General features: G+C 36.2%; 13 protein-coding genes and 1 other RNA gene. 6 read left to right on the top strand and 8 right to left on the bottom strand.

Annotated features, from left to right (window positions below; translation table 11 throughout):
* Nucleotides 1-147: 147 nt before the first annotated feature.
* Genes AC6BKE_RS08900 through AC6BKE_RS08910 form a run of 3 tightly spaced genes read left to right on the top strand, consistent with a single transcriptional unit; the run spans nucleotide 148 to nucleotide 2,527 of the window.
* Nucleotides 148-1,446, top strand: a complete 1,299-nt coding sequence (locus AC6BKE_RS08900; RefSeq protein ID WP_499856576.1) for an FtsK/SpoIIIE domain-containing protein — start codon at nucleotides 148-150, stop codon at nucleotides 1,444-1,446.
* Between the two features lie 4 nt (nucleotides 1,447-1,450).
* Nucleotides 1,451-1,987: a replication-relaxation family protein gene (locus AC6BKE_RS08905; protein WP_499856577.1), complete on the top strand. Its 537-nt coding sequence runs from the start codon at nucleotides 1,451-1,453 to the stop codon at nucleotides 1,985-1,987.
* Complete coding sequence (locus AC6BKE_RS08910) at nucleotides 1,988-2,527, top strand: hypothetical protein (RefSeq protein WP_499856579.1); 540 nt, start codon at nucleotides 1,988-1,990, stop codon at nucleotides 2,525-2,527.
* A gap of 153 nt (nucleotides 2,528-2,680) precedes the next feature.
* Here the strand turns inward: AC6BKE_RS08910 and ssrS are convergent.
* A non-coding RNA gene (gene ssrS / locus AC6BKE_RS08915) (6S RNA) lies at nucleotides 2,681-2,873 on the bottom strand.
* 246 nt (nucleotides 2,874-3,119) lie between these two features.
* Here ssrS and AC6BKE_RS08920 point away from each other — a divergent pair.
* Nucleotides 3,120-3,458, top strand: a complete 339-nt coding sequence (locus AC6BKE_RS08920; RefSeq protein WP_058844795.1) for a zinc ribbon domain-containing protein YjdM — start codon at nucleotides 3,120-3,122, stop codon at nucleotides 3,456-3,458.
* Nucleotides 3,459-3,515: 57 nt separating this feature from the next.
* Here AC6BKE_RS08920 and AC6BKE_RS08925 read toward each other — a convergent pair whose 3' ends face one another.
* A complete protein-coding gene (locus AC6BKE_RS08925; protein WP_058844794.1) occupies nucleotides 3,516-4,028 on the bottom strand; it encodes a zf-HC2 domain-containing protein in 513 nt (170 codons plus the stop codon).
* Nucleotides 4,029-4,128: 100 nt separating this feature from the next.
* Nucleotides 4,129-4,770 carry a YfbR-like 5'-deoxynucleotidase gene (locus AC6BKE_RS08930; protein ID WP_080717022.1) on the bottom strand — a complete coding sequence of 214 codons (642 nt, stop codon included), beginning with the start codon at nucleotides 4,768-4,770 and terminating at the stop codon, nucleotides 4,129-4,131.
* Nucleotides 4,771-4,942: 172 nt separating this feature from the next.
* Here AC6BKE_RS08930 and AC6BKE_RS08935 point away from each other — a divergent pair, with 172 nt between their 5' ends.
* Nucleotides 4,943-5,383 carry a DUF2269 family protein gene (locus AC6BKE_RS08935; RefSeq protein ID WP_036117885.1) on the top strand — a complete coding sequence of 147 codons (441 nt, stop codon included), beginning with the start codon at nucleotides 4,943-4,945 and terminating at the stop codon, nucleotides 5,381-5,383.
* Between the two features lie 152 nt (nucleotides 5,384-5,535).
* Here AC6BKE_RS08935 and AC6BKE_RS08940 read toward each other — a convergent pair whose 3' ends face one another.
* From AC6BKE_RS08940 to AC6BKE_RS08960, 5 genes are all read right to left on the bottom strand, one after another.
* A complete protein-coding gene (locus tag AC6BKE_RS08940) occupies nucleotides 5,536-7,377 on the bottom strand; it encodes an FtsX-like permease family protein (protein WP_342535293.1) in 1,842 nt (613 codons plus the stop codon).
* Nucleotides 7,367-8,128, bottom strand: a complete 762-nt coding sequence (locus tag AC6BKE_RS08945; protein ID WP_036117879.1) for an ABC transporter ATP-binding protein — start codon at nucleotides 8,126-8,128, stop codon at nucleotides 7,367-7,369. Before AC6BKE_RS08945 ends, AC6BKE_RS08940 begins: the two co-directional genes overlap by 11 nt.
* 169 nt (nucleotides 8,129-8,297) lie before the next feature.
* Complete coding sequence (locus AC6BKE_RS08950) at nucleotides 8,298-9,284, bottom strand: sensor histidine kinase (protein ID WP_499856586.1); 987 nt, start codon at nucleotides 9,282-9,284, stop codon at nucleotides 8,298-8,300.
* Nucleotides 9,281-9,970, bottom strand: coding sequence for a response regulator transcription factor (locus AC6BKE_RS08955; protein WP_036117873.1), 690 nt, complete (start codon nucleotides 9,968-9,970; stop codon nucleotides 9,281-9,283). Before AC6BKE_RS08955 ends, AC6BKE_RS08950 begins: the two co-directional genes overlap by 4 nt.
* Before the next feature lie 137 nt (nucleotides 9,971-10,107).
* On the bottom strand, nucleotides 10,108-13,143 hold the full coding sequence (locus tag AC6BKE_RS08960) for a hybrid sensor histidine kinase/response regulator (RefSeq protein WP_499856588.1): 3,036 nt from the start codon (nucleotides 13,141-13,143) through the stop codon (nucleotides 10,108-10,110).
* A gap of 300 nt (nucleotides 13,144-13,443) precedes the next feature.
* Between AC6BKE_RS08960 and AC6BKE_RS08965 the strand changes: the two genes are divergently transcribed.
* Nucleotides 13,444-14,460: a GGDEF domain-containing protein gene (locus AC6BKE_RS08965; protein ID WP_499856591.1), complete on the top strand. Its 1,017-nt coding sequence runs from the start codon at nucleotides 13,444-13,446 to the stop codon at nucleotides 14,458-14,460.
* Nucleotides 14,461-14,516 lie beyond the last annotated feature (56 nt).

Genomic DNA, 14,516 nt, shown 5'->3' on the forward strand with positions numbered 1-14,516 from the left:
ATTTAAAGCCACGTGAGTATTTGAGTGGGCATAGATGAAATGTTGTTGTATCAATGGTTTGTTATGTATTTAAAAATGCTCGATACAAGCAACTCTTACTATGTAAGATAACCGTGACGCTGATGAAATTAAAGAAGGGATGAAAGTGTGCTGTTTGAAATATTAACAACTTCGTTAATGGGTGGAATTGCATTAAAAGCTTTCTCAAAGAGTAGGGGAATGTCCTCTAATGACAGTGGAAAGATCCAGAGGATAATGTCACTCGCTGGATTAAACGTTCGTGATGGCAAGGATACTTTGACAACTCAATTGGTGAAGAAGAAACAGTTTGAATGGGGATGGGAATACAAATTCAGGATCCCCCTTGGACGTTCATTCACTGATTATGAAGCCAAGCAACATGTCTTTGAGGATGGGCTAAATAATCGGAGAAAGAATATTACCTTTAATGATTTACGACAACTGGATTTCAATAAAGACCTTCTTCTGCAACTGCAAGAACTGTGGAAGGCAAAGCTGACGGAGCAAAAAGAAATTGAACTGTCTTATGATGGCTTACTAATCGTGCGAGTGTATGACAAACCATTGTCTAAAGAAGTGCCATTCACTTTAGGCAAAGGTTGGCGTGTGCCTGTAGGCGTTACTAGGGCTATGAATGAGTTAAAGTATCACGACTTTGAAATGGTGCCGCATGTCGTTCTAGGTGGTGCCACAAGGTATGGAAAGAGTAACTTCATCAATTCAACTATTTGCAGTCTGGTACAGTGTGTACCAGAGCACACAAACCTTTATTTAATTGACCTTAAAGGCGGAGTGGAATTATGTGACTATGAAAGTATTAAACAAACGATTTCCATTGCTTATGAGCCACATGAGGCCCTCTACACTTTACAGATGGCTTATGGCAAGATGCGTGACATACAACGTGAATTAAAAAGATTAGGTAAGAAAAACGTACAACAGGCAGGCATAAAAGAACGTTACTTTGTTGTTATTGACGAGGTAGGCGAATTGAATGCAGCAGAGGCAGTGACGAAAGAAGAGAAACGATTAAAACTAGAATGCCAAACGATCATGAGCCAAATAGCAAGGTTAGGTGCTGGACTTGGTTTCAGGCTAGTTGTAGCCACACAATATCCTGTAGGTGACGTTATCCCTCGCCAAGTTAAACAAAATGCTGATGCAAAACTGTGCTTCAGAGTGCAGTCAGCTGTTGCTTCAAGGGTTGTACTGGATACCGAGGGAGCAGAGTCATTACCAATGATTAAAGGTCGTGCCATTTACCAAACAGCAGATAAACGTGAAACACTTCAAACACCACTAATTACACCACAAATAATCCACGATATTATTCAACCTCACATAATCGATAAGAAAGGGGAGCGCGTTGGGGAAACAACTGTCATCAAGAGACGAGAGCATCCTGTTACTTTTGAAGAAGTTTGATTTTATGACGCGTGATCAACTTAGTCGATATTTTAATTTAGGTAAGAAGCGAAATACAAATAGGGTCCTCCACAATTTATCTAGTTATTTATCATCTATCCGAGATGGTTATGAAACAGTTTACTATTTAAATAGTCTTGGGCGATTGTATGTTGACTGTGATAAGGTCCGCAAGAAAGGTAGCCATGTACAACATACCATCATGCGAAACGAATTCTGGTTGTTTTATAAGTGTCCGCGCGACTGGAAGAATGAAGTCAAAATATCGGATGGCACTACCAGTATCATTGTGGATGGCATGTTTACGCGTAATGGATTTAAGCACTTTTTAGAGGTCGATAACCTACAAACGATGAAAGAGAATCGTGAGAAAATCAAACGCTATAAGGAGCTCATGCCAAGCCTTTTGAAACAATTAGGCTATTACCCAACACTTGTATGGTTGACCACAACGGAATTACGTAGGCAGCAGTTAGAAGCATCCTGTGGAGGGCTAAAGTGCAAGGTGTACACAATCAATGAAATAAGAGGGGGAATATAGATGTTTAAAAAGCGTTTTAGAACTGAGGTTGTGCCTGCTAATGAATATACAGATTATAGTGATCGATTCGAAGGTGACGAAAAGTATGCAACATTAAGGCATGTAGCACTGGCTGCATCAGTGCCTACACTAACAGCAATTGGCACAGGACTATTTATGTTCAACAAATTCAATGACACATACTCCTCCACAGTTGTACCAGTAAGCGTACCAGTACAACAAGTATTAGAACCAGTCTCTACACAAATACCATCCACACTATCCACAATCCCTGTTAATACAATAGCTCAACATACCGGAATCATTGCTGATAAGTCATTAGAGATACTTGCAACGGCATTAGATCCAGTTGTACAAATTTTAGTAGCGATTAGTTTTCCTATCGCTTCGGTGATCATGGTTGGTGCATGTTTCTTCTTCATGCTTGGCAATTCTGAAAAAGCTTGGAGCATGATTATGAACGCTGGGTTAGGTTATGTCTTGATAAACCTTAGTCCACTGTTCCTGCAAATTTTAAAGCAAATTGGTGAGGCTATTTAAATGGATGAATATGAGTATGATTATCTTTATTTAACTTTATTTACAAAGAAGTTTAACCCCACTTTAACCCCATGGACTATTTTTAAATGAAAAAAAGCACCCTAACCAATTTGGTTAAGATGCTATATAAACCTTGATATAACAATATTTAAGTAAAAAGCCGCGTATGCCGTAGTTATTATAGAAAGTTTTAAACCACCACTCCTCAAAGTGGGTGTTCGCAGAAGTTTTCCTGCTTATCCTCATGCACCGTAGTGTGAGGCCCGTCATTCCAACTCCAATAATAAAACTCCCTTTTACAGCTTAAAGGTTAAAACTTAATATTATACGAACAATGCAGCCTTTATGGATATAATAAAGCATGATCGACGAACATGCAAGTAAGATGATTACTGCAAATTAGTCAATGGGCAAGTGTTCCAAATGGTGTAATCGGCATCTAGAAATACCTTCAAAATGGTGCCACTGCTTCATATTTTTTTCACAAATACGAACGGAAAATACGAACAGTCTTTACTTATTATGATTGATTATGTAAAGATAGGAGCATAAAGAGGATTTTCCTAGAAAATATGTAAAGGAGGAAGCGGAAATGGCAGCTTATCCAAATTGTCCAAAATGTCATTCTGAATATACGTATGAGGATGGCGTAAACTATGTGTGTCCGGAATGTGCACATGAGTGGAGTATGAACGCATCAGAACAGGAGTCGGATGCACTTATTGTAAAGGATACAAATGGCAATCTGTTAGCTGACGGCGATTCAGTTACCATTATTAAGGATTTAAAGGTGAAGGGTAGTTCTTCCACTTTAAAAATTGGGACAAAGGTAAAAAGTATTCGTCTTGTAGAAGGCGATCATAATATTGACTGTAAAATTGATGGCTTTGGTGCTATGAAATTAAAGTCAGAATTCGTGAAAAAAGCATAAAAACCAAAAGGCACCTAAACTATAGAAATCAGTTTAAGGTGCTTTTTGTATAATTATTTATTGAAAAACCCTACGTAGTAGAATGGCAAAAGCAGCACCTAATAAGGCGAAAATTGTATGTAAAAGAGCGATGTAGCCGGCTGCAATCACGAGTGCTCCTATTTCTGCGAAGGAATAGGTTGTAATATAGAGCCCATTATTTAGATTATTAACGATAGCCCAAACAAATACAGGCACGGAGCTTATGATAAAGACAATCCAGATGTTTTTATAGAAAAGGTAAGAAAGACAACCGAAAAGTGCATATGAGATAACAAAGCCCTTTTGATTGCCGAGTAAGGATGAATTAATGGCAAACATAAAAGATAACACAATAAATATGATGTGAAAAAAGGATAATGTTCTTTTCATGGGTAAGTATTCATCTTGAGTTGGCTGTGAATGGGCTAGCCGCTGACATTGCTGACAAGTTGTTAGATGTTGTTCTACAAATTCTATCGTCGGTGCTTGGAGCTTTTGTTTTTTATAAAGAGGTATTAAATCTTCTACAATCGAGCATTCCTGTGACAATACTTTCCCTCCAATCCATGTCCTCTCATTATACGATTTTTTTTAGAAAATAAAAAAAGCCTTCCGTGAATTTTTCAATCGGAAAACTTGTACATGCATCTTATTTATTTGGCTTTAGTACTTCATCTGTTAAGGCTTGAATATCGATATGCGTTTTTTCCTTTACTGCATCCTTTAAAATTTCTGTGCGGAAATATTGCACTGTTGCTTCAAGTGGAATCGCCAAAAGTTTTGAAAGGGCTGATTGGTACATATAGACAAATTCTTTGTCAGTATTGCCACGCTTTAATTCAGCGAAAGCTTCATAAAATTGATCGAGCTTATCCGCAAATTCGAGCAAACGCCCCTCTAACGTATTGTCCTTACCTTCCTTCATCCGTTCAAAGAATATAGCCTGAAATTCTTGTGGAATTTCATTGATAATAAATTTTTCCATCATCTTTTCTTCCACATGTGCTAGCATTTGCTTTAGCTCTGGACTCGCATGTTTGACAGGGGTCTTTATATCTCCAATAAAAACTTCAGCAAAGTCATGGTTGATGGTTTTTTCATATAAGGACTTCCAATCCACTTCTGCTCCATTCATTTCTTCTAATGTTGCGAAGAACATTGCGTATTGTGAGACTTTCCAAGAATGGGCAGCCACATTATGCTCTTCGAACTTGAAGCGACCAGGGCAGCGAATGATACGCTCTAAGTCATTAAGGTTTGTAAAAAATTGATGAATTCCTATAAAAATCACTCCTTTTTGTTCTATAAATGCATGTTACTATAAACAATACCCTCTTTGTGCAGTTTTCAAACAATTTAACAATGATTCAAGCTGTGTTTACAAAGGATTCACAATTGCTGATAAAGTAGACTTAGGTTGGGTGCTATAATGTAGAGGACTGATGAAAAGGGGAGTACACATCATGTTTTCCATTTATACACTTCTTCTTTATATACATATTTTAAGTGCCGTTCTTTCGATTGGGCCTTTGTTCGTTGTGTTAACGATTGTTAAAAAAATGCGCACAGCTTCCAATGATGAAATGCCACCATATATAGAAGCGTTTAAAGGGGCTATTGCTATTGTTAAACATTCAGGACATGTCCTAGTAGCCTCAGGTATTTTGCTAATGTGGTATGCAGGCTATCATTGGAATACTTCATGGATTGTCATGACCTTCCTTGTGATGTTTGCATCCATTGTATTTTTAGCTAGAGCGTTTAAACCGACGTTACGTACATTTAATACGCCTTCTTATAATCAACAACAATTTGTTTCTCTTTTACAGCGTAAAACGTGGATGTATATTCTATTATTGCTTATCATGCTTTGGTTAATGGTAGCAAAGCCGATTTTCTGGTAAAAAGAGCATGGAACAAAAAGATTTTAGCCAATAAAACCCGGACTATTTGACAAAACACAATTAGTATCTTGTCATAGTTCGGGTTTTCTGCGTATATCTATTTGTTAATTGTATCTAGATTGCGTGATGGCCAAAGTTGTAGTCCAGCTTCTTTAGCTTACAAGGCGTTTAAAATAGCTTTTACGAATAAATAGGTAACTAATGAGGAAAAGCACAAAGAAACAGCAAGAGCTAGCCATGGAAACCTGTAAAAATGCCGTAGAGACCATTGTACGCATAGACAATAATGTCGTCAGCAATAGCATAATGGCAATAGTGAACGGCACAAATATAAGGATCGCTAACTCTTTGGCAATAACGGTAGCTAATTCTTTTTTGGAAAGCCCTAGCTTACGGATGCCAATATACTTTTCCTTCTCCTGTAGTAATGTAGTTTGCAAATAGAAATACAGTATACTCATGGCAGCACTTAAGAAAATTAAACTTAACATGGAGCCTATAAAGAACATGACGCTTTTGATAAACATCTCCGTGTCATACAAATCAATTTTGGAAGTAACATAACGTTCTCCAGGTAGAGATGGTATGTTTTTAGTAATTATATTCGCCAATTCTATATGGGCAGCCCAGTTGTCTAGCTCATAAATATAGGTTTTATAAACTGGGTAGTCTATGGCTTGGTAGATGCTGTCAGGTACAATGAAATAACTATGCTGGAAACCAGTAGATAGCAGATTTTGCTCAATCGTTTTAGTAAGTTTGAACAACTTTATATACGGGTCACTGGCATTGTCTGTTATAGTCGCTACACCTCGACTTCCTGCTACAGCAATAAATTCATTTTGATGTAGGACATTTTCCTGTTGTTGTAACAGGTTATAATCCGATAATGCCATATAGCCAATGCGTTGATCCTCATTTGATTTAAATTCAATAAAAAACTTTTGTGCACGAACCGATGATAGATTATTTTCAAGATAATCAAGATCAGCCTTTACCATATTGTCGTCAGCCTTTGGATCAGCAATGTATTGAAAGCTATACGGGTAATTTTCTTCACTATCCTTTTTTACATTGTAATAAGAGCTAAATAAAATGCTAGTGCATAGAAAGACACCGCTTAATAGGATAGTGACTAGAAACAGCATATTTGCATGTGATTTCATTTTTGCATTTAAATTGGATGCCAACAGCATATTCGTTTTACGAAGATAGGCAGGGGACCTTTCAAATATTTTTAAAAATAGCCTCAAGCCCTGTGCGATGACTAAATGAATTGTACAAAGAATACTAGTGAAAAATAACAGATAATAGAGAATACCTAGCGTGTCTACAATGGCATGCTCGGTTTTTAAGAAGTACGCTAATATACCAGTTATCATTATGCTTAAAATGAACAACACATAATGCGGCTTAATGGATTTTTCGATAATCGTATCACTTTTTAAGAGCTGAATAGATGCTTCTTTATTAATGAACCTCGTTATGACTGTCGATATCACCACAAATAAAATCAGAAATAAACCAATCGTTAAGCCAATTGCTTGTAGAGGGATGTACATACCAAACGTTTCTGCCTTTAAAACAACCTTGGCCCCCATTAAAAAAAGTGGCGTAATGACAAGTCCGAGAACGATCGCAAATAGAATAGCTAAAATGCCAATTAACAAATTTTCTCGGAATACAAGCTTACGAATTTGCTTCATGGAAGCTCCCGTAATCATAAATATTCCTAGCGTTTTGGTCTTCTTGCGTAAAAACGCCATAATTGAATAGGTGATATAAATAAAAGAAAATAAATAAACGAGCATACTAGCTAACATCAGTGAGATACCAAGTGTCGAATCGGGGTCTAAGCTTTTCAGACTTGGATGAAAGACGATCACAGAAAATAAAAAGAAAATAATAATGGAAAACATGCTACTTAAGAAATAAGAAACGTATGTCCATTTGTCCCGTAAAATATTTTGAAGGACGATGTGATTAAAGCTCATGATGCCCACCACCTAAAAAAGCAAGCGTGTCCATTATTTCTTGGTAAAATTGCTTGCGATTGTTGCCACGATGTATTTCGTTATATAACTTGCCATCTTTCATAAAAATAATTCGATTAGCGAAGCTGGCTACATAAGGATCATGGGTCACCATGAGAATAGCTGTTTTGAGCTCGTGATTAATGGAGGTAAATAAGTTCATCACATCATTGACCGCCTTTGAATCTAGATTTCCTGTAGGTTCATCTGCTAACAATAGGCTAGGTTCATGAATAACAGCTCGAGCTATGGCTACTCGTTGTTTTTGTCCACCTGAAATTTCATAAATACGTTTAGGTAACAGTTCCTCGATACCAAGAAATTGAGCGACATGCTTTAAGCGCTGACGCATTTTGGGTGCAGGAAAGCTATCTAATGTTAATGGCAATAAAATATTTTCTTTCACTGTTAGTGTATGCACAAGATTAAAATCTTGAAAAACAAAGCCTAGTTCAGAGCGTCTAAACTGGGCGAGTTCTTCATCATTTAAGACATAGGGATTTCTATTATTGATGATGATATCACCAGCAGTAGGCCGATCAATAGTAGATACACTATTTAAAAATGTTGTTTTTCCACTACCAGAAGGACCCATGACAGCTACGAATTCCTGTTGACTTAGCTGAAAATCAATTCCGTTTAACGCTTTATATGTGAGCTCACCGATATATTCTTTTTGTAAATTGGTTACTTGAAGTATTGTATTCCCCACTTGAAACAACTCCTTTATGATCATTAGATAACTTTAGTATAAAAAAGGAGCGGGATATAACCTATTTCGCTTGATGACGTGAAGATGACAAAGTTGTCATCTTCGTTCATGTTGAAAAAGGATGACGTCATAGTAGAAAAAGCCCTCTTGGCTGACACAGTTCCTATGTTTATTTTTTTTGGCTGTTTGAAAAATTTATGGAAAAAGTCGTAACACGGTCAGAGGATTGAAGAGTGAAGGGGTGCTCTAATGTAGTTAATATCTTTTTCACTAAATATAATCCTATACCTGTTGCTTCGCCACTCGTTCGCCCCTTCATACCCGTATAAAATAAATCAAACACTCGTGATATTTCGCTAGTAGGGATTGTTTCACCATAGTTTTTTATGTGTAAAGTGGCGTTGTCATAATGAATTTGAATTGTGCTTGCTATGTCACTATATTTAATGGCATTATTGAACACTTGATAAAGTACAATTTTTAACCATTTTCGATCTGAATAAATAATATGGTTTTCAGCAAGCATCATTTTTGGAAAAATGTCATTCATGATAAAGTAATCCTTCAAATCATTGATGACCTCCTGCACTAGTTCCTTTAAAACAATGGGTTCAACTTTTAAATCGGCTACTAAATGAGATGTGCGCTCATACGTTAATAGCTGATTAAGTGTAAATGTCAGTTTATCGCATTCTTTATTAACGGTTTGCCATTGTAGTAATTCTTCAGTAGTTTTGTTGGATGCGGATTGAACAATTAATTGAATAACAGATAATGGCGTCTTCATTTGATGTGCAAAATGTGATAGAACCAATTGCTTTTCTTGTGCTTGCTCTTCTAATTGTTGTTGTTGAGTTAAAAATAGATACTGTATTTGTCTCAATCTTTCGCTATAAACTTGTTCAATTGGTGCATGTGGTTCAAACAGATGAAGATCATCCTGTGCGTGGATATCTTTCTGTAGATGCTTATAAAACTTTCGTCTACGATAATAACGACCTAGTAGCCATATACTAAACAGAAAGCTGACGAGAAAGATAAAGTAGCCATAGTGTGACGCAAGGTCATCTAAAGTATGAATAATCCAAGGTAAAAGCAAAAAGCTTATGCCATAGAGAATAAGAATGCTTAGATGTTCTCGAAAGAATAGCTTCATTTACCTTCCTCCACTAATTGATAACCTAGACCACGAATGGTTTTAATCTCAAGTTGTGAGTGGATTGCTTCCATTTTTCTACGTAGTCGACCAATGTTCACGGACAATGTATTTTCCTCTACAAAGGCTTCATCATCCCAAATAGCACTTAGTAGCTTTTGACGAGGCACAACATTGGGATAGGCTTCAAATAATAGCTTACTTAGCTGCATTTCTTTTAATGTTAACAGGCTCTCATTACCTTCTGCCTGAAGACGAACTGTATCTGGATTTAATGTAGTATTAGCTATGGTCATGGTAGTTGTTTCGGTTGAAGCATATTCACCATATGTGCGTCGGAGTAATCCATTAACCTTTGCCATAAAGACGTCTAATGAAAAAGGTTTCGTGATAAAGTCGTCAGCCCCATTTTCAATACCATATACTTGATCAATATCATTTACTCTGGCAGAAACAATGATGATGGGGCAGGTTGAGAGCTGACGAATTTTTCGTGACCAAAAATAGCCATCATAGGTTGGGAGATTGATATCCATAATGACTAGATGGGGTTGAATGGCATTAAATTCTTCGATAATGTGCTGAAATTGTTGGACAGGATAGCATTCATACTGGTACTTGGATAAATGCTCAACGATTAGTGAAGCAATATTTACATCGTCCTCTATTATGTATATTTTGTACATATCTATCGATCCTTCCTTTCTTCATTCTATATGTATAATGTACCCTGATTCCCTTAAATCTATAGAAGAATTGTAATTTGAAATAAGGAATAAGAGCCACTCCAAACTCGGAAAGAGGATGTAATGACTCTTATTTATTATTTTTTGGGAATATGGAAGGTTACATTTGTGCCTTGATTGACTGTACTTTGAATTTGTAATCGCTGACCATAAATTCTTTTAAGGCGTAAATCCGTATTTCGTATACCTATACCAGAGCATGCAGTTTCGTGATTTGCTTGTAATTCCTCTAATAGACTAGGGCTAATTCCCACACCATCATCAATCACGCTAATGGCTATATAAGTTGTGTAATCTTTAATACGGATACAAACAGTACCGCCTTCTGTCTTTTTTAAAATACCGTGTCGAATGGCATTTTCAACTAAAGTCTGTAAAGAAATGGGGGGTATTTCAATTTCTATATTTTCATCAATATCCCATTCAATATGAATTAATTCCCCAAATCGCTGTTGTTTAATGTAAAGGTAAGAGTGAACTAACTCGAGCTCGTGCTCTAGCGGTACAACTCGTTGAAGATTACGAACATCAAAGCTGGCATGTAAATACTCACCAAAATGGTGCATTAAGTCAATCATTCTATCAGTATCAATGGTACTAAGAGAAGCAATCGTATTGAGCGTATTAAATAAAAAATGTGGTTGGATTTGAGCTTGAAGCCAGGCACTTTCCAAATGTAAGTGTTGTTGAATACTGTATTTTAAATCAATTAAGGCGCGACTTCTTACTTTTAACTCTAATGCATTAATAGGTTTTGTTACATAATCATTGGCCCCATAGGCAAAGCCTGTATAAACATCCTCAGGGTGCTTTCTTATTGTTAGTAATAAGATAGGTAATTCGAGCAATGAGTATTGTTTTCGTATTCTTTCGATTACAGCGTAGCCTGAAATATAGGGCAGCATTGCGTCCACAATCACTAAATCCCATGAGGCTTGCTGAATGAGCGTTAAAGCTTTCTCACTGCTTGTAACAGTAGTAACTTTGTATTCAGACTTCGAAAATATACTTTTCATAGTTGTTAAATTTGTAGGATCATCATCAATCATTAAAATACTGAAATGCTTTTCTGATACTGTGGACAGCCTTTGTTCTATAGTTGGTAACTGAGTATTATCTTGAAACATGTAGGATGTATGTTCGCTCTGTTTACTTTCATCTGCAAGCGGTAATGTAAAATAAATGTCTGATCCTTTATTTTGAACAGATTGTATATGCATCGTACCACCATGTAACTCAATTAGTTTTTTTGAAATGAGAAGCCCAATTCCAATGCCCTCATCATGTTCTTGACCTTGTTCATAAGGTGTAAACACAAGACTTTTCACAAAATCGTCCATTCCTTGTCCAGTGTCACGAATGTGGATAATGGCCATATGCTGTTCCTCACGAGCGGTAATTTCTATAGAGCCTTCACTTGTATATTTTAGCGCATTATGCAAAAGGTTAAAAAGGATTTGAATAAGACGATTTTCGTCAGCTAACACATTTGGGAAATTTCGAGGTACCGATGATACCATATGTATTTGCTTTCCATCTATAATAAAACGAAGCATATCAAAGACCCCATAAACAGCACCTTGAAGGTTTACACTTTGTGTATGAAGATGTAAATTACCCTCTTTTAAGCGGGTATAGTCCAGTATGTCGTTTAATGTGAAGGACATACTTCTCCCTATATCAATCAGATGTTTAAGATTTCGATGATCTTCAGCTACAAGTCTATTCTTCGGATTATCATAAATGGACTGACCTAGGGTAATCATCCTATTCATCGGACTCCACAGTTTCTGTGCATTACTTGTAAGAAATTCATCTTTCAAAGTATCCTCCTTTTGTAGTTTTGCGACTAACTTTTGGATTTGCTGGGAGTTCTCATGAAAACGTCTGAACCAATAGCTAGAAAAACCGAGCATAACAAATAAATAATCAAATGGATAAACAGGTATATCAAATACGTAAATAGATTTGATTAATCCCCATAAAATACCGTTTGTTGTACCAACAGCTGTTAGAGCAATAAAAGCAGAGCTCCTTTTTTGGTTTTCTAAATACTCTCTAAGAGCCAGTAGCACGACGTAGAGAAAGGACACTAGATAAAGTACAAAGAAAATCATTTTAGTAGGTACCAGCCACGACATTGGTAAAATTATAATGAATACAGCGTCTAGTACATAAAAGGCAACAATCCATTGAAATGTTTTAGTGCTGTGATATTTAACCAAGAGGACTCTCATAAATTGAACAAAGAAAAAAGAGGCTCCGAGAAAAATAATAGAAGAAAGCTTATAGGACCATACATAATCAAGGTGCAACCAATCTAGCAGAGAGCGATCAAACGTAATTAATTCATCTGCCAAGGGTAGTAGAAAGCCAAATGTAAATAGTAAAACGATAGGTTTCCTATAGATGAACAGAAATACAAGTATGCTAAAAAGAGCAAACAGTATTAGCATAACGACAATTGTTGAAAGAGATAGACCTGTAATTAATTGATGATGAGTCATCGCTGACGCAGTGCCAAATGAAATCCTTTTATTAATAATTGGGCTTTTAGATGTATCAAAATTAGATACATGAAGCATGATGTTAATTTCAGAATGCGTATTTGTAAAATAAACTGTGTAGGGTGCAGCTTGCCCTTTATGATCCTGCCTGTTATCTGCCACTTTACCTGACTGTCCTACAAGTTCGCCATTTATATACAAGGAAGAGGCGGTTGAGATAGCAGGAATACGAATGGCATATCGGCTGTTATCTGCAAGATTAGGTAGCAGAATTTTTAGTTGATAAGTGCCGTAGGGGTGAATTGTTTTCCCGCCTTTTAGTGTAGGAAGAGTTTGGATAGTATGGTCCTCGATATTGGTCTTTTGACTACTTCCTTTATTTTCAGGATTGACGAACTGTCCAGGGGAATAGAGCCATTCGCCATTTAAAGAAAGAACTTCTTCATTCAAAAGGTCCTGATTGTTCAGATCTACAATACCACCTTGGGCACTAGACTGATGATTAGAGGGCAGGAAGTAGTTTAACCATAGCAATCGTAAAGAAGTAAGGACTATAAAAATGGCAATTATAATAAGTAGATGTCGGATAGTCGTTTTTCTCAACACAGCCATTTTCCCTCCTAATGTATTTCTTAAATAACTTCATCTACCATGCCATGGAATTGGAAAAAAGGAAATATGAAGGGGTGTAAAAGAATACTTTAAACCTATATAAATAGAACTATATGGGGGTCGTAGTACTATCGATTTTTTCCTATTAATCTGAAAAAAAGTAAAATCTCATTAGTTTTTAAGTTTTCTTTAAGAGATATGGCTTATGATGATTGAATAAATATATTAAATTTTGAGTTGAAACATAGATAAGATTTAACGAAAAAATCATCTCAATGGGAGAAATGATCTATTGTGGGTAAATTCAAGTTAAAGTTATCGTTTCTTATTGTTAGTATGACGATTGTCGTTGTACTCGCGACATCTAGTATTAGTATTTGGAGTAGCTATCGAAATTTTAATGAAATTTTGAAGGAAAATAAAACAGACATGCAAGAAATCTATGTAAAGGAAGTCTCTACAATTACGGAAGACTATTTACAAGGTGCTAAGACAAATGATCATTCATTAGAACCGTATATGGAACAAGTAGTTGATACTTTACTTGATGAAAGAATGGTTTCTTTTAGTTTGTTTTTTAAGAAAATTATTATCCCAATCATCATAGTTGTAGCAGCTGTGTTGGGCCTAGCTATATGGTTAGCTATCAAAATTACACAGCCTCTAAAAGATCTTTCAACAAAAATTGAAGTAGGTGAAGAGGGCCAGGAGACTGAGGAGATTGCTGATTGGTATTATGAAGCAAAGCTGTTGAAAAACAATGTACAAAAAATGGTGATTTGCTCGCAAAGTAAAATTTCTGATTTAACAGAGCAATTAAACTTAGATTCATTAACAGGAATCCCTAATCGCAGAAGAATGGATCAAACTTTACATGAATTGATTGTAGATAAGGTCCCGCATGCCATCATCTTAATAGACCTAGATGATTTTAAAAGTATAAATGATACATATGGTCATACAGTAGGGGATGAAGTTTTAAAAGCCTTTGCTATTAATATGCAAAACAGTGTGGGGGATCAAGGTTTTTGCTTTAGATATGGCGGAGAAGAATTTATGGTCATCCTGCCTTCAATGAACATAGATGATGCTGTACAATTAGCAGAAAGTCTACGGATTAAGCAAGCCTTACAAGAAACTGCATGTGGTAGACCCGTAACCATGTCTGCTGGAATTACGGCTTTTACACCAAATATCCAGAGTCCTAACCAATTGATAGAAATTGCAGACCATGCTTTGTATAAAGCTAAACAATCAGGACGTAACTGTTTATGTGTAGTTAGAAATATGAGACAAATGATTGTTAAATAATGAAAAAGCATGCTAGTACTGTACACTAGCATGCTTTTTCCTATCCTCAACATGAT

Source organism: Lysinibacillus sp. COL-1 (genome assembly GCF_059814265.1).

Bases quoted from the DNA above. Each gene is read 5' to 3' on its own strand.
- AC6BKE_RS08955 (WP_036117873.1), bottom strand. From the start codon at position 9,970: ATGTACAAAATATACATAATAGAGGACGATGTAAATATTGCTTCACTA.
- AC6BKE_RS08905 (WP_499856577.1), top strand. From the start codon at position 1,451: ATGACGCGTGATCAACTTAGTCGATATTTTAATTTAGGTAAGAAGCGA.
- AC6BKE_RS08910 (WP_499856579.1), top strand. From the start codon at position 1,988: ATGTTTAAAAAGCGTTTTAGAACTGAGGTTGTGCCTGCTAATGAATAT.
- AC6BKE_RS08950 (WP_499856586.1), bottom strand. From the start codon at position 9,284: ATGAAGCTATTCTTTCGAGAACATCTAAGCATTCTTATTCTCTATGGC.
- AC6BKE_RS08935 (WP_036117885.1), top strand. From the start codon at position 4,943: ATGTTTTCCATTTATACACTTCTTCTTTATATACATATTTTAAGTGCC.
- AC6BKE_RS08940 (WP_342535293.1), bottom strand. From the start codon at position 7,377: ATGAGCTTTAATCACATCGTCCTTCAAAATATTTTACGGGACAAATGG.
- AC6BKE_RS08920 (WP_058844795.1), top strand. From the start codon at position 3,120: ATGGCAGCTTATCCAAATTGTCCAAAATGTCATTCTGAATATACGTAT.